Here is a 26,571-nt window from a genome sequence, read left to right on the forward strand (position 1 = left end):
CCGGCTACGGAACCTCGGCCCGGCGACTTCGTTGGTATCGCGGACAAAGGCGGTGATCGACATGATCGGCAATGACAAGCGCAGACTGAAACTCGACTTCATGATCGCATGCTCGATGCTTGCGGCGGGCGTCGTGATTTCGGGGGTGTCGATCGCGCAAATCCGCGCGGAGGGTCGCGTGGAGCTGGCGCAGGCGACGCAACCGCTCCAGGGCACGCCGTCCGACGACCAGAACAAGCCTGCCGAAGCCAAGCCCGGCGGCGACCGGCCGACCACGCCGGCTCCAGAGCCTGCGCGTCCCGATCCCCAGACGCAGGGCGCGGCGAAGCCGGCATTGCCACCGGCGCCGGCCGAGAAGATCGCGCCGCCGATCGAGAAGAAGTAGGGAATTCGTGCTTGCAGCGTGATGGCCGGGCTTGTCCCGGCCATCTACGTTTTCGGTATGCGGCAAAGCGAGCGCCGTGGATGCCCGGGACGAGCCGGGCATGATGGCGAGTGATTACCGCACCAAGATATTCCTGAACTGCCAGGGATCGCTGGTGTCGATATCTTCCGGGAACAGGCCCGGGCGGTCCGTCAACGGCGTCCAGTCGGTGTAGAAACCCTTGACCGGGCCGAGATAGGGCAGCTGGATTTCCAGCAGGCGATCGAAATCCATCTCGTCGGCTTCGACGATTCCCTCGTTCGGGTTCTCCAGCGCCCATACCATGCCGCCGAGCACGGCGGAGGTCACCTGCAGCCCGGTGGCATTCTGATAGGGCGCGAGCTTGCGGGTCTCTTCGATCGAGAGCTGCGAGCCGTACCAATAGGCATTGTTGTCGTGGCCGAACAGCAGGACGCCGAGTTCGTCGATGCCGTCGACGATCTCGTTCTCGTCGAGGATGTGGTGCTTCTCCTGCATCTTGGCGGCGCGGCCGAACATCTCATGCAGCGACAGCACGGCATCGTCCGCCGGATGATAGGCATAGTGGCAGGTCGGCCGGTAGACCGCGGTGCCCGAGGCATCGCGCACCGTGAAGTAGTCGGCGATCGAGATCGACTCGTTGTGGGTAACGAGGAATCCATATTGAGCGCCGCGGGTCGGGCACCAGGTCCGCACGCGCGTGTTGGCACCGGGCTGCATCAGATAGATGGCGGCGCCACAGCCGGCTTCGTGGGTGCGCGCATTTTCGGGCATCCATTTCTCGTGGGTGCCCCAGCCGAGTTCTGACGGCTGCACGCCTTCCGAGAGGAAGCCTTCCACCGACCAGGTGTTGACGAAGACGTCGGGCTCTTTTGGCTTCTTGGAGCGCTGGGTGTCGCGTTCGGCGATGTGGATGCCCTTGATGCCGGCCTGCCGCATCAGATCCGCCCATTCGGCCTTAGTCTTAGGCTTGGGCGCGTTGAGCTTGAGGTCAGCGGCGACATTGAGTAGCGCCTGCTTGACGAAGAAGGAGACCATGCCGGGATTGGCGCCGCAGCAGGAGACGGCCGTCGTCGAGCCCGCGGGACGCGCCCTCTTGGCAGCCAGCGTCGCTTCGCGAAGCGCGTAGTTGGAGCGCGCCTCCGGGCCCTTGGAGGCATCGAAATAGAAGCCGAGCCAGGGCTCGTTGACGGTGTCGATATAGAGCGCGCCAAGCTCGTTGCAGAGCTCCATGATGTCGGTCGAGCCTGTGTCGACGGAGAGATTCACGCAAAAGCCCTGGCCGCCGCCTTCGGTGAGCAGCGGTGTCAGCAACTCCCGATAATTGTCCTTTGTCACGGCCTTCTGGATGAAGTGCACGTTCTGCTTCTCGCAATGCGCCTTGCGGCCCTCATCCTTGGGATCGATCACGGTGACGCGCGACTTGTCGTAGTCGAGGTGCCGCTCGATCAGCGGCAGCGTGCCCTTGCCGATGGAGCCGAAGCCGACCATGACGATGGGACCGGTGATCTTCGCGTAAATCTGCGAGGCGGGGCTCATGGGATGGTTTCTCCGGAACTGGCAAACAAATGGCGAGGGGATTGATCAGGCGCTGCGGCGCTTCAGACGCTGCGGCGCTTGGCGGTGACTTCGATCTCGACCTTCATCTCGGGCTTGGCGAGAGCGCTGACGACCAACAACGTCGCCGCCGGCCTGATGTCACCGAGGACCTCGCCACAGACGGCGAAGTGGGCGTCTACGCTGCTGGCGTCGGTGACGTAGTAGGTCGCGCGGACGATATCGGCCATCTCGAATCCGCCCTCCTTCAGGGCAGCTTCGATGGTCTTGAAGCAGTTGCGTGACTGGCTCGTGACGTCGGCCGGCATGGTCATCGTCGTGTAGTCATAGCCGGTGGTTCCTGCCACGAAGGCGAAATCGCCGTCGATCACGGCGCGGCTGTAGCCGGCGGTCTTCTCGAACGGGGAGCCGGTGGAGATCAGGCGACGGGACATGTTTTGGACCTCGACTGAAAGGGGTGTATTGCGGGGTTTAAAGGGCGTTTCCGGCGCTCACGCAACCCCGAAAGAACGGGCGTTTGTCCGGGCGCAGCTCGCCGTTGCCGCTTGACGCGGCTTCGGTCGTCGCATCATGGCAATCCCTCAGGCCGCGCGCGCCTGGAGGGGACGAGCCAACCTCCGTTTGGACAGCGTCGCGCCGGTCGGCATGATCATCCCCTCGGCGCCGTCGAGCGCGCCGCCGGTGAATTCGATCGCGAGCAGACGGTCGCGTTCGAACGGGCCGGGCAGCGAGAGCTCAGCCGTCTTCTCGCCCGAGAAGCCGAAGCGGGCATAATAAGGGGCGTCGCCGAGCAGGATCACGGCTTCATGCCCGCGCGCCCGGGCGGCGGCCAGCGCATGACGCATCAGCGCGGCGCCGATCCCGAGCTCGCGGCAGGCAGGATCTACCGCCAGCGGTCCGAGGACCAGAGCGGGCCTGCCTCCGGCGCTGACGTGCCACAGCCGCACGGTTCCCACGAGGTTGCCCTCGCGCACTGCCGACAGGGCCAGCCCCGCGGCAGGTGCGCGTCCGTCGCGCAGGCGCTGGCAGGTGCGGCCGTGGCGGTTCTCGCCAAAGCAGGCATCGAGCAGCGCTTCACGCTCAGCGACGTCGGCAGCACGCTCCGCGCGGATCACGAACGGAGCGGCTTTCGAGGTGAGGGCGATCTGTGGCTTCCGAGGAGCAGTCATGGCGCGTCAGTCCTCGCTTGAATTCGTGCGCCAACGGCACGCGGGTTCAAGCGTCATCAGAATGGCAATGTCAGGGGAGGAGCCGGCAAGCCGGCTCCCGGGTTCGTCAGGCCTCAGAGAAAGAGGCGGATCAGATGTGGTACGTCCGCAGCGGCGGGATGCCGTTGAACGCGACTGCCGAGTAGGTCGACGTATAGGCCCCGGTGCCTTCGATCAGCACCTTGTCGCCGATCTCGAGCGTGACGGGGAGCGGATACGGGCTCTTCTCGTACAGCACGTCGGCGCTGTCGCAGGTTGGGCCTGCGAGCACGCACGGCGTCATGTCCGCGCCGTCGTGACGGGTGCGGATGGCGTAGCGGATCGACTCGTCCATCGTCTCGGCGAGACCGCCGAACTTGCCGATGTCGAGGTACACCCAGCGCACCTCGTCCTCGTCGCTCTTCTTCGAGATGAGCACGACCTCGGATTCGATGATGCCGGCGTTGCCCACCATGCCGCGGCCCGGCTCGATGATGGTCTCCGGAATCTGGTTGCCGAAGTGCTTGCGCAGCGCGCGGAAGATCGACCGGCCGTAGGTCACCACCGGCGGCACGTCCTTCAGGTACTTGGTCGGGAAGCCGCCGCCCATGTTGACCATGGTCAGGTTGATGCCGCGCTCGGCGCAGTCACGGAACACCTGCGAAGCCATCGCCAGCGCACGGTCCCACGCCTTCACCTTGCGCTGCTGCGAGCCGACATGGAAGGAGATGCCGCACGGCTCCAGGCCCAGGCGCTTGGCGACGTCGAGCACCTCGACGGCCATTTCCGGGTCGCAGCCGAACTTGCGCGATAGCGGCCACTCGGCGCCGGCGCAGTCATAGAGGATACGGCAGAACACCTTCGCGCCGGGAGCGGCCCGGCCGATCTTCTCGACTTCGGCGGTGCAATCGACAGCGAACAGGCGAATGCCGAGCGCGAAGGCGCGCGCGATGTCGCGCTCCTTCTTGATCGTGTTGCCGAAAGAGATGCGGTCGGGCGTCGCACCCGCGGCCAGCGCCATCTCGATCTCGGCGACCGTCGCGGTGTCGAAGCAGGAGCCCATGGACGCGAGCAGCGACAGCACTTCCGGCGCCGGGTTCGCCTTGACGGCATAGAACACTCGGCTGTCGGGCAGCGCCTTGGCAAAGGTCTGGTAATTGTCGCGCACGACTTCGAGGTCGACCACGAGGCAAGGCTCGGTGTCCTGGCCCTCGCTGCGGCGGTTGCGCAGGAATTCCTGAATACGTTCGGTCATAGCACTCTCCCAAACGGCCCAGCGACGGGGATCCGTTCAAAAAATGTCGTCGGATAAGCGCCCCGGCCAGATCGCGCGATGGAGGCGCGACGAGCCAAAGACTCAAATCAGACTGTGCTGCCGTGGATTGGTTGGGAATTTCCCGCCCGCACACCTGGCAATGAAGGACAAGCCTTTTCAGTAGCCCGCGCCGGCGTTGGAATGCCGGTAGAGACCAAAAAAGCCCGATCCGTCGTTGCTTTAAGTCGCGTCCCCCGTTGAGAGCGGGGTGCGCCGGTTCGCCTCCGGCTGCCAGTCACGGTTGCAAGAAGTGAAGTCACCTTCGACAAGGCATCTCTTGAGAGAGATGCTGGACCCTCCGGGTTTGCTTCGTCTTCCAACTTCAGGTCTTGCGACCTTCGGTCTCTGACTTCCGCACTTCCGAAGAGCCCCTCGGCTTCTTCACCCCTTGGCGGCTGTCCGGCCTCTTGTCCGGATACCTACCGACTGACACACGACCACAGGCACGTGCGAAATTGGGCAAGGGCGCACATAAGCGTTTTGACTCTGCTTCGCAAGAATTTTTTTAGGCTGAGAACAGAATTGCCTAACATCTGCTTGCGCAGTGTGGCGCGCGCGACGCGAAAGATGAACGGGCGTTAAGTTTTTGAGCCCAATTCGCGCGTCACTCGCGCGAACAAATTCAGCCGCGCTTCGTGAAGGGCTCGACGCGCTGAGCTGCGCGGATGAACGCGGTCATCACGAGCACGCCGAGCGCGAACAGCACGGCCTGCAGGATGTGCGTGCCCTGATCGCCGAGCCCGAACAGGATCGCGAGCGCCCAGCCGCCAGCGAATGCCGCGCCGAACACCTCGGCGCCAATCAGGATGGCGGCGCTGATGACGGTGATGACGCTTGGCCAGACGATCTGACGGGAAGAGGAAGAAGGCGCGTTCATGAGCTCAGGGGTCCAGGGTCTGTCGAGGGCCGCAATCTCCTCGAAAAGGCGGCCGGGGGCAAGGGCAAATGGCCCAAAAAAGCCCCATCGCGTGCTATAGCTGGCCGCAACAATTGAGCCATGAAATTGGGACTTGTGATGTCAGAAACCCGCCAAATTACCGACTCCGAGACCAACCCGCTGCTGAAGGCCTGGGTGACGCCGTTTGCGACCCCGCCCTTCGACGAGATCGAGCCGGAGCACTTCCTGCCGGCCTTCGAGCAGGCCTTCGCCGACCATTCCGCCGAGATCGCGGCGATCACCAACGATCCGGCTGCGCCCGACTTCGCCAACACCATCACGGCGCTGGAGCGCTCGGGCAAGCTGCTGAGCAAAGTGGCGGCCGTGTTCTACGACCTCGTGTCGGCGCATTCCAACCCGGCGATCCTGGAGATCGACAAGGAGGTCTCGCTGCGGATGGCAAGGCACTGGAATCCGATCATGATGAACGCCGTGCTGTTCGGCCGCATCGCCCAGCTGCACGAGAATCGCGCCAATCTGGATCTATCTTCGGAGCAGCTTCGCCTGCTGGAGCGCACCTATACCCGTTTCCATCGCGCCGGCGCCGGCCTCTCCGATGAGGCCAAGACGCGGATGGCCGAGATCAACGAGAGGCTCGCCCAGCTCGGCACCAGCTTCAGCCATCATCTGCTCGGCGACGAGCAGGACTGGGTCATGGAGCTCGGGGAGGCCGACCGCCAGGGCCTGCCGGAGAGCTTCGTCGCCAGCGCCAAGGCTGCGGCAGAAGAGCGCGGCATGGAAGGCAAGGCCATCGTCACGCTGTCGCGCTCCTCGGTCGAACAGTTCCTGAAGAGCTCCGCCCGGCGTGATCTGCGCGAGAAGGTCTACAAGGCTTTCATCGCGCGGGGCGACAACGGCAATGCCAACGACAACAATGGAACCATCGTCGAGGTCCTGAAGCTGCGCGAAGAGAGCGCCAAGCTGCTGGGCTATCCGACCTTTGCCGCTTACCGTCTGGAAGACTCCATGGCCAAGACGCCGGACGCGGTGCGAAGCCTCTTGGAGCGGGTCTGGAAGCCGGCGCGGGCGCGGGCGCTTGCCGACCGCGACGACATGCAGGCGCTGATCGCGGAAGAGGGTGGCAATTTCAAGCTCGCCCCTTGGGACTGGCGCTTTTACGCCGAAAAGCTGCGCCTTCAGCGCGCCAATTTCGACGATTCCGCGATCAAGCCGTATCTCTCGCTCGACAACATGATCGCCGCCGCCTTCGACTGTGCCACGCGCTTGTTCGGCGTCACTTTCGATGAGCGCAAGGACGTTCCGGTCTGGCATCCCGACGTCCGGGTCTGGGAGATGAAGGGGCCGGACGGCAAGCACAAGGCGCTGTTCTACGGTGACTACTTCGCCCGGCCGTCGAAGCGCTCCGGCGCCTGGATGACCTCGCTGCGCGATCAGCAGAAGCTCGACGGCGAGGTCGCGCCGCTGGTTCTCAACATCTGCAATTTCGCCAAGGGCGCCGGCGGCGAGCCTTCGCTGCTGTCGCCCGACGACGCCCGCACCCTGTTCCACGAGTTCGGCCATGGCCTGCACGGCATGCTCTCCAACGTGACCTATCCGTCGCTGTCGGGCACCTCCGTGTTCACCGATTTCGTCGAGCTGCCGTCGCAGCTCTACGAGCACTGGCAGGAACGGCCCGAGGTGCTGCAGAAATTCGCCCGCCACTACCAGACCGGCGAGCCGCTGCCCGACGAGCTGTTGCAGCGCTTCCTGGCCGCACGAAAATTCAACCAGGGCTTTGCCACGGTGGAGTTCGTCTCCTCGGCGCTGATCGACCTCGAATTCCACACCCAGCCTGCCGCCGCCGCACAGGATGTCCGCGCCTTCGAGAGACGCGAGCTGGAGAAGATCGGCATGCCCGAGGAGATCGCGCTGCGCCACCGTCCGACCCAGTTCGGTCACATCTTCACCGGCGACCACTATGCCGCCGGCTATTACAGCTACATGTGGTCGGAGGTGATGGACGCCGATGCCTTCGGCGCGTTCGAGGAGGCCGGTGATATCTTCGATCCCGCCGTCGCCAAGCGTCTGCATGACGACATCTATTCGAGTGGCGGATCGCTCGATCCGGAAGCTGCCTATGAGGCTTTCCGCGGCCGTCCTCCGGAACCCGACGCGCTGCTGCGGCGCCGCGGCCTGCTCGACGACGCGAAGGCCGCCTGATGGGCATGCGCGCCCTGTTCGGCTTGCTGCTCGCCGCCGGCCTGTCACTCGCGGCGGGCACGGCGCATGCGCATCCGCATGTCTGGATCACCGCGACCAGCGAATTGCTCTACGCCCCCGACGGCACCATCACCGGCGTCCGCCACGCCTGGACGTTTGACGACATGTTCTCTGCCTATGCGGTGCAGGGGCTCGAGAGCAAGACCAAGGGCGCCTATACGCGCGAGGAGCTCGGACCGCTGGCGCAAACCAATGTCGAGTCGCTGAAGGAATACGCCTACTTCACCTTTGCGCGAGCCGACGGCAAGAAGGAGCGATTCCAGGAGCCGGTCGACTATTTCCTCGACTACAAGGATACGGTCCTGACGCTGCATTTCACGCTGCCGCTGAAGAACCCGGTCAAGTCCAAGCAGCTGGTGCTCGAAGTGTTCGACCGCTCCTTCTTCATCGACTTCCAGATGGCCAAGGACAATCCGGTCAAGCTGGTGGGCGCGCCCGCAGGCTGCCAGATGAAGCTGGACCGGCCGAACGACGGCTCCGCCATGGCCCAGAAGCTCAATGAGCAGACGTTCCTGAACGGCGAGAACAGCAATTTCGGCATGATGTTCGCCAACAAGATCACGGTGGATTGCCCTTGACGCCAAAGCTTTCCCCGCTTGCCCGCGGGCTTTTTGCCTGCGCCGTGGTTATCGCCGTGCTGGCGGTGGCCGATGCCGCGCTTCACGATGTCCTCGCGCAAAATCCGTTCGGCGCGCCGAAGCCGGCGCAAGCGGCTGAACCCGAGGCCAGCGGGATCATCGGTTGGCTGCTGGCAAAGCAGTCGGAATTCTATCGCCAGATGTCGTCGACCATCCGCGCCGCGAAGTCCGACGGCTCGGCGGTGTGGACGCTGCTCTTCATTTCCTTTGCCTACGGTATCTTCCACGCTGCCGGCCCCGGCCACGGCAAGGCGGTGATCGCCTCCTACCTCGTCGCCAACCGGGAGACTGCGCGGCGCGGCATCGCGCTGTCGTTCGCCTCGGCGCTGATGCAGTCGCTGGTGGCGATCCTGATCGTCGGGATATCGGCCTGGGTGCTGAATGCGACCGCCAAGACCATGTGCAAGGCGGAAGGCGTGATCGAGATCGCGAGCTATGGCCTGATCGCGCTGTTCGGCCTGCGGCTGGTGTGGGTCAAGGGCCGCACGTTCATCAGGGCGCTGCAAGCGGCCCAGCCAGTGCCGGCGCTCGCCGGCGTGCCGCACGATCATGATCACGGCCACCACCATCATCATGACGCCCACGATCGTCACGATCACGGACATGATGATCATCGGCACGGTCATGATCATGCTCACGCCCGAACCCATCACGGCCATGACCACGTTCACGACGAGCATTGCGGCCATTCCCATGGCCCCACGCCGAGCGAACTCGCCGGCCCCGGCGGCTGGCGGCGCGGGTTCGCCGCGATCCTCACCGTCGGCATCCGCCCCTGCTCGGGCGCGATCCTCGTGCTGGTGTTCGCGCTGGCCCAGGGCCTGTTCTGGGCCGGCATCGCCGCGACGTTCCTGATGGGGCTCGGCACCGCGATCACGGTCGCGGCCATCGCGGTCATCGCCGTCTCCGCCAAGGACATCGCCGCCCGCCTCAGCGCAGGACGCGACGGCGGCGGTGCGCTGTTCATGCGCGGCATCGAACTCGCGGCCGCGGGCGTCGTGCTGCTGTTCGGTACAGGTCTCTTGTTGGGCTACATCGCGGCCGAACGGACGACGTGCTTCTAGGCAAACTCGTGCCCCGGACGCGGGGGCTCACACAGGCAAGAACCGCTTCAGCGCCGGCATGAAGAAGATCCCGAGATTGATCGCAAAGCCGAGGGTCCAGAGGATCGAGCGCAGCGTCGGGCGGTTGCCGAGATAGGTCAGCACATACGCGAGGCGGACGATGAGGAACAGCGCCGCGAGTTCGTCGATCAGCCGCTGCGGCGAGTCCCGGTATTCGGCGAGCAGCACCGCGAAGGCGAAGAACGGGAAGGTCTCGATGCCGTTCTGGTGCGCGCCGAGCGCGCGCTGCGAGAGCGCGTCCTCGTAGAAGGCGGGGTCGCGCGGCCGGGCATTGTCGAAGCGCCGAAACCTGATCCATTTGATCGCGGCGATCGTAGACAGATAGAGCAGCAGCGCTCCGAAGACGAACCATTCCGCGAGTGTCATCTTTCCTCCCCAGCCTGGGGTGGGACCCTAACGAAACCGGCCTCATCTTGACAAGTTCGGAGCAACGCGCGACCCACAGAGCCATGACCAGTGTCGTTCCCATCGAGGCCGCGAGACCGGCCGCCCAATCCGCCCTGCCGCGCGTCGGCGTGCTGCTGGTGAATCTCGGCACGCCCGATACGGCCAACGCTCGGGGCGTGCGGGTCTATCTCAAGGAATTCCTCTCCGACGCCCGGGTGATCGAGGACCAGGGGCTGATCTGGAAGGCCGTGCTCAATGGGATCATCCTGAACACCCGGCCGCGGGCCAAGGCGCGCGACTATCTGAAGATCTGGAACACCGAAAAGAACGAGTCCCCGCTCAAGACCATCACGCGCTCGCAGAGCGACAAGCTCGCCGCGGCGTTGTCGAGCCATGCCCATGTCGTGGTCGATTGGGCGATGCGCTACGGCAATCCGTCGATCAAAGCCGGCATCGACGGATTGATCGCCAGGGGCTGCGAGCGCATCCTCACCGTTCCCCTGTATCCGCAATATTCGGCCTCGACCTCGGCAACGGTCTGCGACGAGGTATTCCGCGTGCTTGCCAGCCTGCGGAACCAGCCGACGCTCCGCGTCACGCCGCCTTATTACGAGGACGAGGCCTACATCGACGCCCTCGCGACCTCGATCGAGACGCATCTTTCAACCCTGTCCTTCGCACCGGAGCTGATCGTCGCGTCCTTCCACGGCATGCCGAAAACCTATGTCGAGAAGGGCGATCCCTATCAGAGCCATTGTGTCGCCACGACGCAGGCGTTGCGCCGCCGGCTCGGCATGGACGAAACCAAACTGCTCTTGACCTTCCAGTCGCGCTTCGGCTTCGACGAGTGGCTCCAGCCCTATACCGACAAGACCATGGAGCGGCTCGCGAAAGAAGGCGTGCGTCGGCTTGCGGTGGTGACGCCCGGCTTTTCCGCCGACTGCCTGGAGACGCTGGAGGAGATCGCGGAGGAGAATGCCGAGATCTTCAAGCACAATGGCGGCGAGGAGTTTTCCGCCATTCCCTGCCTCAACGACAGCGATCCCGGCATGGATGTGATCCGCACCCTCGTGCTGCGCGAGCTCCAGGGCTGGATCTGATGGGCGTCCTATGAGCCGCCGCGAGTGTGTGGCGCTTCCTGGGACGATCGCGGTGCTGCCGGTCTCGGTCATGGCGCAGCAGCCGCGCGCGGTGCGCCGGCTCGGCGTGCTCTCCGTGATCGCCTCCGATGACGAGATCGACCAAGCCCGCCTGGTCGACGCGCTCGCCGGCCTTGGCTGAAAAAGCGCGACAATCCCGAGATCGACTGGCGCAGCGGCGGCGACCGCGCCCGCATCGCCCGGCTCGCCGACGAACTGATCGCGCTGAAGCCCGAAGTCTTGCTCCCGCTCGGCACGCCTTCGGTCGAGGAGCTGCGCCGCCGCACCACGACCATCCGATCGTGTTCGTCGTCGTCACCTGTCCTAAAGCACCGACAGCGCCGAGCAGCTCCGCCGTGCCGCCGATTATATCGATCGCATCCTGAAGGCGCGCGGCCAGCCGACCTGCCCGTGCAGAACCCCACCAAGTTCGAACTCACGGTCAATCTCAAGACGGCCAGGGAGTTCGGCGTGACAGTTCACCCGGGCCTCATCACCCTCGCGAATGACGTCATCGAATGAAGTCGTCCGATGGGCCGTTCGGATTCGCTAATTTCCGCTGCTAGGCTTGCGCCTGCACGCTTTCAAGGGTCTCTCGTAAATACATATCGTGGCCATTCCCTGCCTGGACGACTTGTGCAGAATTGAGCCGATACCGACGTGAATTGCGACCGCTGAACCGGTAGGGTTGCGATACCGACCAACATACGGCGCGGGAAAGGTCGTTTTTCCTGCCTTGGAGGAAATATGAGCGGTTTCGACATTTTCGCGATTGTTCTGGTTTTGCTCGTCATCGTCACGCTGATCGCCGGCGTGAAGACGGTGCCGCAGGGCTATGACTGGACCATCGAGCGGTTCGGCAAATACACGCAGACGCTGAGCCCCGGCCTCAACCTGATCGTGCCCTATTTCGATCGCGTCGGACGCAAGATCAACATGATGGAGCAGGTGATCGACATCCCGGAGCAGGAGGTCATCACCAAGGACAACGCCACCGTGACGGTGGACGGCGTTGCTTTCTACCAGGTGTTTGATGCCGCCAAGGCGAGCTACGAGGTCTCCAACCTGACCCAGGCCGTGACCGTCCTGACCATGACGAACATCCGTTCCGTGATGGGCTCGATGGATCTCGATCAGGTGCTGTCGCACCGCGACGAGATCAATGAGCGCCTGCTGCGCGTGGTCGATGCCGCGGTCTCGCCCTGGGGCCTGAAGGTCAACCGCATCGAGATCAAGGACATCGTGCCGCCGGCCGACCTCGTCGAAGCCATGGGCCGGCAGATGAAGGCCGAGCGCGTCAAGCGCGCCGACATCCTCGCCGCCGAGGGCCAGCGCCAATCCGAGATCCTGCGCGCCGAGGGCGCCAAGCAGGGCCAGATCCTCCAGGCCGAAGGCCGCAAGGAGGCCGCGTTCCGCGACGCCGAGGCCCGCGAGCGGTCTGCCGAGGCCGAGGCCAAGGCGACCCAGATGGTCAGCGAAGCGATTTCCAAGGGCGACGTGGCCGCGCTGAATTATTTCATCGCCGACAAATACATCAAGGCCTTCGGGCAACTGGCCGAATCGCCGAACCAGAAAGTCATCATGCTTCCGGTCGAGGCGATGAGCATGCTGGGCTCGCTCGCCGGCATCGGCGAGATCGCAAAGGCAACGTTTGGCGAAAGCGCGGCCTCCGCTGCCGCCGCGCGCCGTCCGAGCTCGGTGCCGACGACCGGCGGCACGCCGCCGGCGGTGCCGCCGCGGCAGGGATAGTCCCTGGTGGATGCCCCTTCGACAGGGGCATCCACCATGATAAAAGGTCGTGTCATGACCGACATGTTCGTATCGCTCGGCACCTGGAACTGGCTGATCTTCGGTTTCATCCTGATGGCGCTGGAGGTGCTGGCGCCGGGTGTCTTCCTGTTCTGGCTCGGGCTCGCCGCGTTGCTCGTCGGCCTGATCTCGTTCACCGTCGCCCTATCGTGGCAGATCCAGCTCGTGATGTTCGCGCTGTTTGCCGCCGCCGCCGTGCCGATATGGCGCCGCCTTGCGCGACCGAAGTCGGATGCAAGCGCCAGCCCGTTCCTCAACAAGCGCGCCGATGCGCTGCTCGGACGCGAGTTCACGCTGGAGAAGCCGATCGTCGACGGCAGCGGCACCATGCGCATCGGCGACACGGTGTGGCGCGTCGCCGGCCCCGATACGCCGGCGGGAACGCGGGTGAAGGTGGTGCAGGTGGACGGTGCGAACCTGACCGTGGCGGCGGCCTGACAATTCTTCACGTCTCCCCGTAAGAACGGGCGGGAAAACACCGTCTCAGGTCTTGTTCCACCTCTCCGCAAACCGGTGCAGCGGCATGACCATCTCGCACAATTCCCGTCCCAGCGCCGTCAGCCCATAGCCGCCACCTTCGCCCAGTTCCACGAAACCCGCCTCGCGCAAATCGTCCAGCCGCGTCTGCAGCACTGTTGGCGAGGCCTCGTCGCAGGCCGATCGCAATGCGCGGGAGGTGAGGGGGGCGTCGCGGAGCTCCCACAGGATCCGCAAGGCCCAGCGGCGGCCGAGGAGGTCGAGCAGTGCCATGACCGGCCGGCCGGTGCGCGAGCCGCGGATGCTGCGTGTTTTCAAGCCGGCCAATTTCGCCATCGTTCCCCTCTTGCGGGTCGCTACAGATAGTGTAGCGTTTTGCTACGGTAATTGTAGCAAAGAGATCGCTCATGTCATCTCCGACGCCGCGCATCGCCCCGCTCACCCCGCCTTATCCCCCGGAGATCCAGGCGCAGTTCGACCGCATCATGCGCGGCGCGCCGCCGCTGCTGCTGTTCCGGGTGATGGCAGGCCACGGCCGCGCCTGGGACAAGTTTCGTGCCGGCGGCCTGCTCGATCCCGGTCCGCTCTCCCTGCGCCAGCGCGAGATCGTGATCGACCGCACCTGCGCGCTGAACCAATGCGAGTACGAATGGGGCGTGCATGTCGCGGCCTTCGCCGGGCCGGCGAAGCTCACCGAAGACGAGGTGCGTGCCACGGTGCAGGGCGATGCCGCGTCGTCATGCTGGTCACCGGGCGAGCAGGCGATGATCGCAGCGGTCGACGCGCTGCATCATCGCGCGACGTTGAGCGATGCAGAGTTTGCCGCGCTGTCGGCGCATTACGATATGGCGCAGATTTTGGAGATCATGCTGCTGTGCGGCTTCTACCGTACGGTGTCGTATCTGGCGAACGGGCTGCGATTGCCGCTGGAGGAGACGGCGGCGCGGTTTCCGGCGCCGCTCTAACCGCCGTCATTGCGAGCGTAACGAAGCAATCCAGAGTGTCTCTGCGGAGCGACGCTGGAGTGCTTCGTCGCTTCGCTCCCCGCAATGCGGTGGAGAGACCTAGGCCACGCCCGCGCGCAGCAGATCGTGCAGATGCACGATGCCCACCACCTTGCCGGCCTCGGTCACGACCAGCGTCGTGATCTTGCGGGTGTTCAGCACCTCGATCATCTCGGTGGCGAGCATCGAGGGCGGTACCGTTTTCGGCTGCTTCGTCATGATGTCGTCGACCGATGCCGTCAGCAGGTCCGGCCGCATGTGGCGGCGCAGGTCGCCGTCGGTGATGATGCCCGCAACCTCGTTCGCTGCGTTGACGATGCAGACGCAACCGAGGCCCTTGGCCGACATCTCGACCACGGCGTCCGACATCTTGGTGCCGAGCGGCTTGACCGGGATCTCGGCACCCGTGCGCATGTAGTCGCGGACGAATTTCAGCATCGCGCCGAGCTTGCCGCCGGGGTGGAAATGCGCGAACTCCAGCGCGGTGAAGCCGCGGCCTTCGAGCAGCGCGATCGCGAGCGCATCGCCGATCGCGGCCTGCATCAGCGTCGAGGTGGTCGGCGCCAGATTGTGCGGGCAGGCCTCGCGCGCCTTCGGCAATTCGATCACGAGGTCGGCGGCCTGTCCCAGCGAGGAGGCCGCGTTCGACGTCACTGCGATCATGGGAATCGCAAAGCGCGCCGAGTAGTTCACGAGGTTCTTCATCTCCGGCTGCTCGCCGGACCAGGACAACGCCATGATGACGTCGTCGGTGGTGATCATGCCGAGGTCGCCATGGCCGGCCTCGGCGGCGTGCACGAAGAACGCCGGCGTGCCGGTCGAGGCCAGCGTCGCCGCGATCTTGCGCCCCATATGGCCTGACTTGCCGAGCCCGGTGACGATGACGCGGCCCTTGGCGTTGCGGATCAGATCGACCGCTTTCGCGAATGTCGCGCCCAGCGGGCCGCGCAGGGCGGCGGCGAGTGCGTTGATGCCGCCGCTCTCCGTCTCCAGCGTGCGGAGCGCGGATTCGACGCTGTCGGAGATGGGGCCGGATGATGCGGTCATCAGCGGTTTCGAACTCGGCATGTTCTGGTCCAGGGAGGAGGGGGCGTTTGCCCGGTCGACGCCTCATTAGCACGCCGCGGCGGCGGAGGCGACGAGCGCGCCAGAACCCTCAACCGGTCGTTAACCATAATTGTTTTAAGTCCATTAACGATGGTTTCCGCCAGCCGGCGGAGGTCATCGTGAAAGTGTTTGATTTCGTTGGAGTTTTTCCATCGTGGGGTCGTCTCCAGGCATGGGCCGGAGCAAACGCGCGCAATTCCTGCGTGCGGCTTTGCCGTGCTTTGCGCTGACGGCCCTGGGAAGCGCGCCCGCGGCCGCCCAAAGCCTCACGCCCGACCTGTTCAATCCCAACCGCGGCGGCTTCGCCTCGCCTGACACGCTGCCGACGCGCCGCACGGCGGGCGTGCCGCAGGCGCCGTCGGATACGTTGCCGGCGCTGCCCGATCCCGGTGCCGATCCGCGCAAGGCCCGCGAGAAGCCGGCGACCTCGCGCATCGGTCAGGTCCCGACTTACGGACTGCCTGCCGCCACCGGCGCGAGCAGCTCCGGCTACGACTCGCTCAACCGCAAGCGGCAACAGCCCAAGCTCTATCCCGGCCAGGCGAAGCCGAAGCGCGCCGCCGGTCCCGGCTCGCCGGTGCCGACCACGGCGCCGCCACCGCGGACGCTCGGCCTGCCGAAGATTGCGCCGCCGCCCTCCGCCTCCGCCAACAAGGCGCCGGTGTCGGCGGCGATGGCGGGCACCGTGCCCGGACAGCCGCTGCGCCGCCGCCTCAAGGCGGATGATGATCCGTTCGGTGCCGTCGGCGACTACGCCGGCAGCTTCCTGATCAAGGGCGGGCTCGAGCTCTCCACCGGCTACGACACCAATCCCACGCGTCTGAACAGGCCGGTCGGCTCCCCGGTCTATGTCGTCGCTCCGGATCTCCTGGTGGCGTCGGACTGGGAGCGCCACGCGCTGGTGGCTGACCTGCGCGGCTCGTTCTCCGGCTACACCCAAAACATGCCGGCGACGATCAACGGCTTTGCCTCGCCTTCGCCGGTCGAAGCCGATCGCCCCGACTTTACCGGCCATGTCGATGGCCGCCTCGACGTCAGCCGCGATCTCAAGCTGACCTCGCAGCTGCGCCTGCGGCTCGCGACCGACAATCCCGGCAGCCCGAACGTGCAGGCCGGCCTGCAGAGATATCCCGTCTACGCCGCCTACGGCACCACTGTCGGCTTCGACCAGACCTTCAATCGTTTCCAGGTCGCCGCCGGCGCCACCGTCGATCGCACCGCCTACACGGACTCCAGGCTCACCGACGGCTCGACCTTTGGAAACGGTGATCGCGACTTCAACCAGTATGGCGGCATCGGGCGCTTCTCCTACGACCTCAAGCCGGGCCTGAAGCCGTTCGTCGAGATTCAGGGTGACACCCGCGTCCACGACCAGGCCGCCGACCGCAACGGCTATTTCCGCGATTCAAACGGTGGCTACGCCAAGGCCGGCACGTCCTTCGAGTTCTCGCGCATCCTCACCGGCGAAATCTCGGTCGGCTATTCCGCGCGCAACTATACCGACCCGCGCCTCAGCCAGCTCGCAGGCTTCCTCACCACGGGCTCGCTGATCTGGAATGCGAGCGGCCTCACCACGGTGAAATTCTTCACCGACACGCAGATCGCCGAGACCACCGTCCCCGGCTCCTCCGGCGTGCTGGTGCGCACTTACGCGGCGGAAGTCGATCACGACTTCCGCCGCTGGCTGACGGCCGTCGGCAAGTTCACCTACGGCACGCTCGACTACCAGGGCCAGAACCGCAACGACAAGACCTACTCGCTCGAAGGCAATCTGATCTACAAGCTCAACCGCAACATCTGGGTCAAGGGCACCCTGCGCCACGACATCCTGGATTCGAACCAGCCGGGGTCGAGCTCGCAGGGGACGGTGATGTTGGTCGGGGTGAGGTTGCAGAATTAGGGGGCGGGCATGCTGCCGTGCGCATTCCGTGCGACGGGGAGGGGCCCTTGCTCCAGTCATTCCGGGGCGCGCGAAGCGCAAGCCCGGAATCCATTCATCTAAAAGCGCCGGGGCCCGATGGATTTCCGGGCTCGCGCCAAGTGGCGCGCGCCGGAATGACAGGACCTACCGCGGCAGATCCGTCTTCCCCATCAGGAACGTATCGATCGACCGCGCGCACAGCCGGCCCTCGCGGATCGCCCACACCACCAGCGACTGGCCGCGGCGCATGTCGCCGGCGGAGAACACGTTCGGGCGGGAGGTCTGGTAGTCCAGCGTGTTGGCCTTCACATTGCCGCGCGGGTCGAGCTCGACCGCGAGCTGCTTGAGCAGGCCCTCGTGCACGGGATGCACGAAGCCCATCGCGAGCAGGACGAGATCGGCATCGAGATCGAACTCGGTGCCGGCGATCGGCTTGAACTTGTCGTCGACGTGCACGCAGTGCAGCTTCTTGATCTGGCCGTTCTCGCCCGAGAACTTCTGCGTCAACACGGCGAATTCGCGCACCGCGCCTTCGGCCTGGCTGGAGGACGTCCGCATCTTCAGCGGCCAGTTCGGCCAGGTCAGGCCCTTGTTCTCCCGCTCGGGCGGAGCGGGCATGATCTCGAGCTGGGTCACCGACAGTGCGCCCTGGCGCAACGAGGTGCCGATGCAGTCGCTTCCGGTGTCGCCGCCGCCGATGACGACGACATGCTTGCCGCCGGCCAGGATCTCCTGGACGCCGTTCAGGGGCTCCTCGGAGACGCGGCGGTTCTGCTGCGGCAGGAAGTCCATGGCGTAGTGGATGCCGGCGAGTTCGCGGCCGGGAATCGGCAGGTCGCGGGGGGCTTCCGCGCCGCCGGTCAGCGCAACCGCGTCGTACTCGTTGAGCATCTCGCGCGGATCGACATTGCCCTCAGTGCCGACATGGCTGTTGTAGTGGAAGGTGACGCCTTCGCCTTCCATCTGCGCCACGCGGCGGTCGATGATGCCCTTCTCCATCTTGAAGTCGGGAATGCCGTAACGCAGCAGGCCGCCGGCCTTGGCGTACTTTTCGAACAGGTGCACGTCATGGCCGGCGCGCGCGAGCTGCTGTGCGCAGGCCATGCCGGCCGGGCCCGAGCCGATCACGGCGACCTTCTTGCCGGTCTTGTGGGCCGCGACTTCAGGCTTCAGCCAGCCATTGTCCCAGGCGCGGTCGACGATCGCGCATTCGATGGTCTTGATGGTGACCGGGTTGTCGTCGATGTTGAGCGTGCAGGACGCTTCGCACGGCGCCGGACAGATACGTCCCGTGAACTCCGGGAAGTTGTTGGTCGAGTGCAGGTTGCGCGAGGCTTCTTCCCAGTTGCCCTGGTAGACGAGGTCGTTCCAGTCGGGGATCTGGTTGTTGACCGGACAGCCGGGCGTGCCGGGCGCGACGGAGCCGGTGCCGTGGCAATAGGGAATGCCGCAATTCATGCAGCGCGCGGCCTGGTCCCGCGTTTCCTTCTCGGAGAGCGGAACGACAAACTCGTGGAAATGCTTCACGCGCTCGGCGACCGGAGCGTACTTGCGGTCGTGCCGTTCGATTTCAAGAAAACCCGTGATCTTGCCCATTGAATCCGAAGTCCCTGCCGCTTGGTCGTTTGTTGCTTCCCCACCGTCATTGCGAGGAGCTCGTGACAAAATTGCGGAGCAATTTTGCACTTAAGCGACGAAGCAATCCAGTCTGATGCCGAGGAGAAGGTCTGGATTGCTTCGCTGCGCTCGCAATGACGGGCGCTGATAGTACTACGCCCCGATCGCGATTTTCGGCTCGGCGTCCGCGTTGGCGGCCATTTCGCGCAGCGCGCGCCGATACTCGACCGGCATCACCTTGCGGAATTTGGGCAGCCATTCCTTCCAATTGGCCAGGATGTCGGCGGCGCGCTTGGAGCCGGTGGCTTTCGCGTGGCGCGAGATCAGGACGTGCAGCCGCTCGACGTCGGAGGCGAGCAGGTTCTTGAACACGTCGACGCGGCCGTGCGCCTCGAGGTCGCCGGAGGCGTGATAGGTGTCGGCGTTTATCATTTCCTCCGACAGCACAGGCTCGAGCTCGACCATCGCCATGTTGCAGAGACGGTCGAAATCGCCGGTTTCGTCGAGCACATAGGCGATGCCGCCGGACATGCCGGCCGCGAAGTTACGCCCGGTCTTGCCGAGCACGACCACGATGCCGCCGGTCATGTATTCGCAGCAATGATCGCCCGCGCCTTCGACCACGGCGACCGCGCCCGAGTTGCGCACGGCGAAACGCTCGCCGGCGATGCCACGGAAGTAGCACTCGCCCTGGATCGCGCCATACATCACGGTGTTGCCGACGATGATGCTTTCTTCCGGCACGATGCTGCTGTTGGCAGGCGGCTTGACGATGATCTTGCCGCCCGAAAGGCCCTTGCCGACATAGTCGTTGCCTTCACCCTCCAGTTCGAAGGTGACGCCGTGGGCAAGCCACGCGCCGAAGGCCTGCCCGGCGGTGCCCTTGAGGCTGACATGGATGGTGTCGTGCGGCAGGCCGGCATGGCCGTAGATCTTGGCGACCGCGCCGGACAGCATCGCGCCCGCTGAGCGGTTGGTGCTGTTGATCTTGGCCTCGATCTTCACCGGCGCGCCGCGATCGAGCGCGGGCTGCGCCTGCTCGATCAGCGTGCGGTCGAGCACGGCTTCCAGATGATGGTTCTGGCGCTCGGAGTGATAGATCTTCTGGCCTTTCTCTTCCTTCTGCTTGACGAACAGCTTCGAGAAGTCGAGGCCCTTGGCCTTCCAGTGCGCGACCAGCTTGGTCTGGTCGAGCAGCTGAACCTGGCCGACCATCTCGTTGAAGGTGCGGAAGCCGAGGCTCGCCATGATCTCGCGGACTTCCTCAGCGACGAAGAAGAAGTAGTTGATGACGTGCTCGGGCTGGCCGGTGAAGCGCTTGCGCAGGACGGGATCCTGAGTCGCGACGCCGACCGGGCAGGTGTTGAGATGGCACTTGCGCATCATGATGCAGCCGGCCGCGATCAGCGGCGCGGTGGCGAAGCCGAACTCGTCGGCCCCGAGCAGCGCGCCGATCACGACGTCACGGCCGGTGCGGAAGCCGCCGTCGACCTGGACCACGATACGGCTGCGCAGCCGCTCGCGCACCAGCGTCTGGTGGGTTTCGGCGAGGCCGATTTCCCAGGGCGAGCCGGCGTGCTTGATCGAGGTCAGCGGCGAAGCGCCGGTGCCGCCTTCGAAGCCCGCGATGGTGACATGGTCCGCGCGCGCCTTGGCGACGCCCGCGGCGACCGTGCCGACGCCGATCTCGGAGACGAGCTTGACCGAGACGTCGCCCGTCGGGTTGACGTTCTTGAGGTCGTAGATCAGCTGCGCCAGATCCTCGATCGAGTAGATGTCGTGATGCGGCGGCGGCGAGATCAGGCCGACGCCCGGCGTCGAGTGCCGAACCTTGGCGATGGTCGCGTCGACCTTGTGGCCGGGCAACTGGCCGCCTTCGCCGGGCTTGGCACCCTGCGCCATCTTGATCTGCATCATGTCGGAGTTGACGAGATACTCCGTGGTAACGCCGAAGCGGCCCGAGGCGACCTGCTTGATCGCCGAGCGCATGCTGTCGCCGTTCGGCATCGGCTTGAAGCGGTCGGCTTCCTCGCCGCCTTCACCGGTGTTCGACTTGCCACCGATCCGGTTCATGGCGATCGCGAGCGTGGTGTGCGCCTCGCGCGAGATCGAGCCGAAGCTCATCGCGCCGGTGGCGAAACGCTTGACGATGTCCTTGGCCGGCTCGACCTGGTCGAGCGGGATCGGCTTGCGCTTCTCCTCTTCGGCGTTCTTGATCCGGAACAGTCCGCGCAGCGTCAGAAGCCGCTCCGACTGCTCGTTGAGGATCTTGGCGAAGGCGCGGTAGCGCTCCAGCGAATTGCCGCGGGCGGCGTGCTGCAGCAGCCCGACCGACTCGGCGGTCCAGGCATGATCCTCGCCGCGGCTGCGATAGGCATATTCGCCGCCGACGTCGAGCGCGTTCTTGTAGACCAGTGACTCGCCGAACGCGTCGGCATGGCGGCGCACGGCTTCTTCCGCGATCTCCGTCAAACCCACGCCTTCGATGCGGGTATGGGTGCCGGCGAAGAACTTTCCGACGAACTCGGCCTTGAGGCCGACCGCGTCGAAGATCTGCGCGCCGCAATAGGATTGGTAGGTCGAGATGCCCATCTTGGACATCACCTTCAAAAGGCCCTTGCCGATCGACTTGATGTAGCGCTTGACGATCTCGTAATCGTCAAGCGAGCCAGGCAGGCGGTCCTTCATCGCGATGATGGTCTCGAACGCGAGGTAAGGATTGATCGCTTCGGCGCCGTAACCGGCAAGACAGGCGAAGTGATGCACTTCGCGCGGCTCGCCGGATTCGACGACGAGGCCGACCGAGGTGCGCAAGCCGGTGCGGATCAGGTGATGATGCACGGCGGCGCAGGCCAGCAGCGACGGGATCGGAACGCGGTCGGTGCCGACCATGCGGTCGGACAGGATGATGATGTTGACGCCCTCGCGCACCGCGCTCTCGGCGCGCGCGCAGAGCTCGTCCAGCACCTGGTCCATGCCGGCCGCGCCGAGACCGGCGTGGAAAGTGGTGTCCAGCGTGCGCGACTTGAAGTGGGTGTCGGCCACGTCCGAGATCGAACGGATCTTTTCGAGGTCCGCATCGGTCAGGATCGGCTGGCGCGCTTCGAGACGCTTGGTGGTGGCCATGCCCTGCAGGTCGAACAGATTCGGCCGCGGCCCGATGATGGAGACGAGGCTCATCACCAGCTCTTCGCGGATCGGATCGATCGGCGGATTGGTGACCTGCGCGAAGTTCTGCTTGAAGTAGGTGAAGAGCGGCTTGGCCTTGTCCGACAGCGCCGAGATCGGAGTGTCGTTGCCCATCGAGCCGGCGGCTTCCTCGCCTGTTGCTGCCATCGGCGTCATCAGGATCGCGATGTCTTCCTGGCTGTAGCCGAACGCCTGCTGGCGATCGAGCAGCGACAGGTTGGAGCGCACGCCTGTGGTCGGCACCTTCGGCAGCTCTTCTAGCACGATCTGGGTCCGCTCCAGCCATTCCTTGTAGGGATGACTCTTGGCGAGCTCGGCCTTGATCTCGTCGTCTGGAATGAGACGGCCCTGCTCGAGATCGACCAGCAGCATCTTGCCGGGCTGCAGCCGCCACTTGGTGATGATCTGGTCCTCGGGGATCGTCAGCACGCCCATCTCGGACGCCATCACGATGCGGTCGTCCTTGGTGACGAGATAGCGCGCCGGACGAAGGCCGTTGCGGTCGAGCGTGGCGCCGATCTGGCGGCCGTCGGTGAAGGCGATCGCGGCGGGGCCGTCCCACGGCTCCATCAGTGCGGCATGATATTCGTAGAAGGCGCGGCGCTTCTCATCCATCAGAGGATTGCCGGCCCACGCCTCCGGAATCATCATCATCACGGCGTGCGGCAGCGAGTAGCCGCCCTGCACCAGGAATTCGAGCGCGTTGTCGAAGCAGGCGGTGTCCGACTGTCCCTCGTAGGAGATCGGCCAGAGCCGGTTGATGTCCTTGCCGTAGAGCTCGGAGCTGACGGAAGCCTGGCGCGCGGCCATCCAGTTGGTGTTGCCGCGCAGCGTGTTGATCTCGCCGTTATGCGCGATCATGCGATAGGGATGCGCCAGCGACCAGGCCGGGAAGGTGTTGGTCGAGAAGCGCTGGTGAACCAGCGCCAGCGCGCTCTCGAAATCCTTCTCGTGCAGATCGGGATAGTACTTGCCGAGCTGGTCGGCGAGGAACATGCCCTTGTAGATCACGGTGCGGCAGGACATCGAGCAGGGGTAATAGCCTGCAAGTCCGCGATCGCGACGCTGGTAGATCGCCTGCGAGATCGACTTGCGCAGGATGTAGAGCCGGCGCTCGAAATCGTCCTCGGTCTTGGCGGTCCCGTTGCGGCCGATGAACACCTGCATGCAGGCGGGCTCGGTCGGCTTCACGGTGACGCCGAGCGAAGAATTGTCGGTCGGCACGTCGCGCCAGCCGAGCAGGGTCAGGCCCTCTTCCTTGATCTGGTCAGCGATGATGCTCTTGATGACGTTGCGCCATGCGGTGTCGCGCGGCATGAACAGCGCGCCGATGGCATATTCGCCGGGCGCCGGCAGCGTGAAGCCAAGCTCTGCGGCCTTGCGGCTGAAGAAGGCATGCGGGATCTGCACCAGGATGCCGGCGCCGTCGCCGGCACGCGGGTCCGCGCCGACCGCGCCACGGTGCTCGAGGTTGCAGAGGATGCTCAGCGCGTCCGCCACGATCTCGTGGGACTTCTTGCCCTTGATGTTGGCAATGAAGCCGACGCCGCAGGAATCCTTCTCCAGGCTCGGATCGTAGAGGCCAACGGCCGGCGGGCGCGAATTGTGTTCCTGAATCGGTGCGGTGATCGGATCGGTCGTTTTCGAAGCGACCGTCGCCGACAGTTGTTCTGCCACGATGTTTGCGCTCTCGAATTGCGACCCGGTCATTGTTCCAATCCTCTCCATGCGGCAAGCTGCCTCACCGCCACCTTCGGCGCACCTTGGGCGGTCCGCGGCACCCGCCTCTGGGTCACCGCTCGTCCGCTGCGAGCCGCATTTTCTTAAATTCAGGCCTAGGCGTTCTTCGTCCCCGAGAACGGCTTTGCCTGTTGCCTTATGGCGCTCGAAAGCACCGATTTTCGTTGCAATCCCTATGCCGGAACCGCAAGCAAAATTGAGACAGTCTTCCTGTCCTAAACGTCACCTTGCCAAATTTTTGTCTATCACACAAGCGCGCGGAAGTCCCGATTGCCGATATGTCAATCAATCGCTTTCCGAAAGTTGCGCAGCCCCTGTTTTGAAGCAAACGCGCCCTGATCCGGCCCTGTGGGCGCCGAAATCCCGAATGAAGCTTCGGATCAACCCTTCGAAAGGCGCGCCACGCCGCAAGAAGCGAAAGAGCGCGACGCCTTCGGGGGCCTGACAGGAGCGTGTCGATCATGAAGTTTTTCACAGGATGTGTGGCTGCCGCCACGCTGGTGCTCGCCATCAGCGCCGGGCACGGGCAGGTTTTGGCGCAAGGTCCCGCGAACGGTATCGCGAGAGGGGCGGTGATCACGGTGTCGGATTTCGACGGACCCTACGCGCCGCCCGAAGCCGCCCCGCCAATGCCGCCGCGTTACGGACAGGGCTACGGCTACAGCTATGACGACGACGAGCGGGGTCCGGCGCTGCTGCCATCGACCGAAGTCTATACGGTCTTGCGCGAAAACGGCTTCTCGCCGCTCGGCATCCCGCGCCTGCGCGGCAGCGTCTATACCATCGCGGTGATCGACCGTCGCGGCGATGACGGCCGGCTCGTGATCGATGCCCGCGACGGGCGGATCATCCGTTTCATGCCGGCCGCCGACGCCTACGGCATGGCCCCCGCCGTCGCGGAGCCCGCAATCGGCCCCTATGGCCCGCAGAGCGCGTTGCCGCCGCCGACCGTGATCCGCAGCGGGCCGCCCCGCCCACCGGGCCTGATCCCTCACATGGCCAGCCGTACCGTGCCGCTGCCGAGGGCCGCCCCGCCGCGCGGGCAGACGCCGGTCGCAGCCAAGCCGGCCGAGCCGGTGACTCAGCAGGCTCAGGCACCGAAGCCACAGCCTGTGCAGCAGACCGCGACAGCGGCGGCCAAGCCGGCCGAGGTCGCTGCATCGACCGTCGGGCAGGCCAAGCCTGCTCCTGCAATTCTGCCCACGCAGGAGATGCCTGCGGCGCAGGGGCTGGATTAGCCCCCGGCAAGCTGCTTCCCGGAGTCATGGATCCCCGCCTTCGCGGGGACGACTCACGGGGAGAGAGTTAAGCAGAACAAAAGGCGCCTGAGATGCTCGGGCGCCTTTTGCATCTCGGCACTTGCGCCTCAGCTCCGCGGATATCCCGCCGCGTCCAGGATCAAATTCGCGACTTCCTTCGGATGCGATACCAGCGAGAGGTGGCCGGCATCGAGCTCGACGGTGGTCGCGTTCATGCGCTTGGCGAGAAAGCGTTCGAAATCGGGATTGATGGTGTAGTCGTTCTTCGACACCGCGTACCAGCTTGGCTTCGAATGCCACGCCGCTTCCGTGGTGCGGCCGGCGAAGATCGAGGCCGCGGTCGGCCATTGCACGGCGTACAGCGCCTTGGCCTGCTCGGGCTTCACGCCATTGGCGAAGTATTTCAGGAAGGCATCTTCCGAGAGCTTGGTGTAACCGTCGCGCTCGACGACACCGGCGCGCGCCGGGCCGGTCGGAAATTGCTTCGACAGCGCGACGAAATCCTCGTTCGCATCGGGCGCGCGGGCGGCGATATAGACGAGGCCAGTCACTTTGGGATCGGTGCCGACCTGGCTGATCACGGTGCCGCCCCAGGAATGCGCAACCAGCACGGTCGGCCCGTCCTGCTCGGCCAGCGCGCGCCTGGTCGCCTCGACCGAGTCCGCAAGCGACGACAGCGGATTCTGCACGGCGGTGACATGCAGGCCTGAGGCCTGGAGGATCGGGATCACCTCCGACCAGCTCGACCCGTCGGCCCAGGCACCGTGCAACAGCACGACGTTCTTCGCCTTCACCGTTTGCGGCGCCTGTGCATGGGCAAAACTGACGGGGGCCGTCAGCAGGCTCGCGGCGACGAAAAGGCTGCGCCAAAGGGTCATGATCGTTCTCCGTCGACTTCTAATGCGATGTCCAAAGGACGGAGCGTGCGGCGATGGAGTTACGCGCCCTCACCACTCTGTGATGCAGCGCAAAATAAAAACGCCCCGGGGCACCGGGGCGTTTTCGTAACCTGGAAGTGGCGTTTGGGATCAAGCGGCGACTTGCGCGGCCGAATTCTCGATCACCTGTGCGCCTTGCGCACCGGTATTGATCGCAATCTGGCGCGGCTTCTTCGCCTCTGGAATCTCACGGACGAGGTCGACGTGAAGCAGACCGTTCTCGAGCGAGGCGTCCTTCACCTGTACGAAGTCGGCGAGCTGGAAGGCGCGCTCGAACGCCCGCGCGGCGATGCCGCGGTAGAGCACTTCGGACTTCGAGTTCTCGTTGGCGACTTTCTCGCCCTTGATCGTCAGCGTGTTTTCCTTCGCGACGATGGAGAGCTCGTCCTTGGCGAAGCCCGAGACCGCAACGGTGATGCGGTAGGCGTTCTCGCCGGTACGCTCGATATTGTAGGGGGGATAACCGGGGCTGCCGTCCGAACTGGCCTGGTCGAGCAGGTTCAAGAGGCGGTCGAAGCCGACGGTGGAACGATAGAAGGGGGTGAGATCGTAACTACGCATGGTCAAGTCCTCCATTGAGCGACTGTTGGTAACCCGCCCGCC

23 protein-coding genes are annotated in these 26,571 nt (G+C 65.0%); 11 read left to right on the plus strand and 12 right to left on the minus strand.

Annotated features, from left to right (window positions below):
* The first annotated feature begins 61 nt into the window (after nucleotides 1–61).
* Nucleotides 62–385 (plus strand): hypothetical protein, encoded by a 324-nt coding sequence (locus JQ580_RS13650; protein ID WP_212280810.1) that lies wholly within the window; start codon nucleotides 62–64, stop codon nucleotides 383–385.
* Nucleotides 386–499: 114 nt separating this feature from the next.
* Here JQ580_RS13650 and JQ580_RS13655 read toward each other — a convergent pair whose 3' ends face one another.
* The 5 genes from JQ580_RS13655 to JQ580_RS13675 all read right to left on the minus strand — a co-directional run bounded on the left by JQ580_RS13655 (nucleotide 500) and on the right by JQ580_RS13675 (nucleotide 5,339).
* The gene (locus JQ580_RS13655; protein WP_212280547.1) at nucleotides 500–1,942 is read right to left on the minus strand and encodes a homospermidine synthase; all 1,443 of its coding nucleotides are present in this window, start codon (nucleotides 1,940–1,942) and stop codon (nucleotides 500–502) included.
* A gap of 62 nt (nucleotides 1,943–2,004) precedes the next feature.
* Nucleotides 2,005–2,394, minus strand: coding sequence for a RidA family protein (locus tag JQ580_RS13660; protein ID WP_212280548.1), 390 nt, complete (start codon nucleotides 2,392–2,394; stop codon nucleotides 2,005–2,007).
* Nucleotides 2,395–2,541: 147 nt separating this feature from the next.
* On the minus strand, nucleotides 2,542–3,129 hold the full coding sequence (locus tag JQ580_RS13665) for a GNAT family N-acetyltransferase (RefSeq protein ID WP_212280549.1): 588 nt from the start codon (nucleotides 3,127–3,129) through the stop codon (nucleotides 2,542–2,544).
* Nucleotides 3,130–3,259: 130 nt separating this feature from the next.
* Complete coding sequence (locus tag JQ580_RS13670) at nucleotides 3,260–4,402, minus strand: type III PLP-dependent enzyme (RefSeq protein WP_212280550.1); 1,143 nt, start codon at nucleotides 4,400–4,402, stop codon at nucleotides 3,260–3,262.
* A 682-nt stretch (nucleotides 4,403–5,084) separates the two neighbouring features.
* Entirely contained in the window at nucleotides 5,085–5,339 is a 255-nt protein-coding gene (locus JQ580_RS13675; protein ID WP_106949259.1) for a hypothetical protein, read from the minus strand.
* 138 nt (nucleotides 5,340–5,477) lie between these two features.
* Between JQ580_RS13675 and JQ580_RS13680 the strand changes: the two genes are divergently transcribed.
* The 3 genes from JQ580_RS13680 to JQ580_RS13690 are packed head-to-tail and all read left to right on the plus strand — an operon-like array spanning nucleotide 5,478 to nucleotide 9,321.
* Complete coding sequence (locus JQ580_RS13680; protein ID WP_212280551.1) at nucleotides 5,478–7,559, plus strand: M3 family metallopeptidase; 2,082 nt, start codon at nucleotides 5,478–5,480, stop codon at nucleotides 7,557–7,559.
* Nucleotides 7,559–8,197, plus strand: coding sequence for a DUF1007 family protein (locus tag JQ580_RS13685; protein ID WP_212280552.1), 639 nt, complete (start codon nucleotides 7,559–7,561; stop codon nucleotides 8,195–8,197). The genes JQ580_RS13680 and JQ580_RS13685 overlap by 1 nt, the downstream gene beginning before the upstream one ends.
* On the plus strand, nucleotides 8,194–9,321 hold the full coding sequence (locus JQ580_RS13690; protein WP_212280553.1) for a nickel/cobalt transporter: 1,128 nt from the start codon (nucleotides 8,194–8,196) through the stop codon (nucleotides 9,319–9,321). Before JQ580_RS13685 ends, JQ580_RS13690 begins: the two co-directional genes overlap by 4 nt.
* A 27-nt stretch (nucleotides 9,322–9,348) precedes the next feature.
* On the opposite strand, the gene JQ580_RS13695 is transcribed toward JQ580_RS13690, so the two are convergent.
* Nucleotides 9,349–9,747 carry an MAPEG family protein gene (locus tag JQ580_RS13695; RefSeq protein ID WP_212280554.1) on the minus strand — a complete coding sequence of 133 codons (399 nt, stop codon included), beginning with the start codon at nucleotides 9,745–9,747 and terminating at the stop codon, nucleotides 9,349–9,351.
* 83 nt (nucleotides 9,748–9,830) lie between these two features.
* Between JQ580_RS13695 and hemH the strand changes: the two genes are divergently transcribed.
* The 4 genes from hemH (at nucleotide 9,831) to JQ580_RS13715 (ending at nucleotide 13,154) form a co-directional block, all read left to right on the plus strand.
* Nucleotides 9,831–10,868, plus strand: a complete 1,038-nt coding sequence (gene hemH / locus JQ580_RS13700; protein WP_212280555.1) for a ferrochelatase — start codon at nucleotides 9,831–9,833, stop codon at nucleotides 10,866–10,868.
* Nucleotides 10,869–10,878: 10 nt separating this feature from the next.
* Entirely contained in the window at nucleotides 10,879–11,049 is a 171-nt protein-coding gene (locus JQ580_RS33815) for a hypothetical protein (RefSeq protein WP_249134147.1), read from the plus strand.
* 605 nt (nucleotides 11,050–11,654) lie between these two features.
* Entirely contained in the window at nucleotides 11,655–12,656 is a 1,002-nt protein-coding gene (locus JQ580_RS13710; protein ID WP_212280556.1) for an SPFH domain-containing protein, read from the plus strand.
* Nucleotides 12,657–12,710: 54 nt separating this feature from the next.
* The gene (locus tag JQ580_RS13715; RefSeq protein WP_212280557.1) at nucleotides 12,711–13,154 is read left to right on the plus strand and encodes an NfeD family protein; all 444 of its coding nucleotides are present in this window, start codon (nucleotides 12,711–12,713) and stop codon (nucleotides 13,152–13,154) included.
* Between the two features lie 45 nt (nucleotides 13,155–13,199).
* Here the strand turns inward: JQ580_RS13715 and JQ580_RS13720 are convergent, their stop codons facing one another.
* A complete protein-coding gene (locus tag JQ580_RS13720; protein WP_212280558.1) occupies nucleotides 13,200–13,529 on the minus strand; it encodes a winged helix-turn-helix transcriptional regulator in 330 nt (109 codons plus the stop codon).
* Nucleotides 13,530–13,600: 71 nt separating this feature from the next.
* On the opposite strand from JQ580_RS13720, the gene JQ580_RS13725 reads away from it, so the two are divergent.
* Nucleotides 13,601–14,158, plus strand: coding sequence for a carboxymuconolactone decarboxylase family protein (locus tag JQ580_RS13725; RefSeq protein ID WP_212280559.1), 558 nt, complete (start codon nucleotides 13,601–13,603; stop codon nucleotides 14,156–14,158).
* Between the two features lie 99 nt (nucleotides 14,159–14,257).
* Here the strand turns inward: JQ580_RS13725 and JQ580_RS13730 are convergent, their stop codons facing one another.
* Nucleotides 14,258–15,265, minus strand: a complete 1,008-nt coding sequence (locus tag JQ580_RS13730; protein ID WP_212280560.1) for a KpsF/GutQ family sugar-phosphate isomerase — start codon at nucleotides 15,263–15,265, stop codon at nucleotides 14,258–14,260.
* Nucleotides 15,266–15,458: 193 nt separating this feature from the next.
* Between JQ580_RS13730 and JQ580_RS13735 the strand changes: the two genes are divergently transcribed.
* Nucleotides 15,459–17,204: an outer membrane beta-barrel protein gene (locus JQ580_RS13735; RefSeq protein ID WP_212280561.1), complete on the plus strand. Its 1,746-nt coding sequence runs from the start codon at nucleotides 15,459–15,461 to the stop codon at nucleotides 17,202–17,204.
* A gap of 165 nt (nucleotides 17,205–17,369) precedes the next feature.
* Here the strand turns inward: JQ580_RS13735 and JQ580_RS13740 are convergent, their stop codons facing one another.
* On the minus strand, nucleotides 17,370–18,821 hold the full coding sequence (locus JQ580_RS13740) for a glutamate synthase subunit beta (protein ID WP_212280562.1): 1,452 nt from the start codon (nucleotides 18,819–18,821) through the stop codon (nucleotides 17,370–17,372).
* Between the two features lie 174 nt (nucleotides 18,822–18,995).
* Nucleotides 18,996–23,741, minus strand: a complete 4,746-nt coding sequence (gene gltB / locus JQ580_RS13745; RefSeq protein WP_212280563.1) for a glutamate synthase large subunit — start codon at nucleotides 23,739–23,741, stop codon at nucleotides 18,996–18,998.
* 491 nt (nucleotides 23,742–24,232) lie between these two features.
* Between gltB and JQ580_RS13750 the strand changes: the two genes are divergently transcribed.
* Nucleotides 24,233–25,009 (plus strand): hypothetical protein, encoded by a 777-nt coding sequence (locus JQ580_RS13750; RefSeq protein WP_212280564.1) that lies wholly within the window; start codon nucleotides 24,233–24,235, stop codon nucleotides 25,007–25,009.
* Between the two features lie 128 nt (nucleotides 25,010–25,137).
* Here the strand turns inward: JQ580_RS13750 and JQ580_RS13755 are convergent, their stop codons facing one another.
* Nucleotides 25,138–25,908 carry an alpha/beta fold hydrolase gene (locus tag JQ580_RS13755; protein ID WP_212280565.1) on the minus strand — a complete coding sequence of 257 codons (771 nt, stop codon included), beginning with the start codon at nucleotides 25,906–25,908 and terminating at the stop codon, nucleotides 25,138–25,140.
* 150 nt (nucleotides 25,909–26,058) lie between these two features.
* Entirely contained in the window at nucleotides 26,059–26,529 is a 471-nt protein-coding gene (locus JQ580_RS13760) for an Hsp20 family protein (RefSeq protein ID WP_212280566.1), read from the minus strand.
* Between the last annotated feature and the right edge of the window lie 42 nt (nucleotides 26,530–26,571).

Origin of the sequence: Bradyrhizobium sp. SZCCT0148 (genome assembly GCF_018129985.1) — a bacterium.
Classification (GTDB): domain Bacteria; phylum Pseudomonadota; class Alphaproteobacteria; order Rhizobiales; family Xanthobacteraceae; genus Bradyrhizobium; species Bradyrhizobium japonicum_H.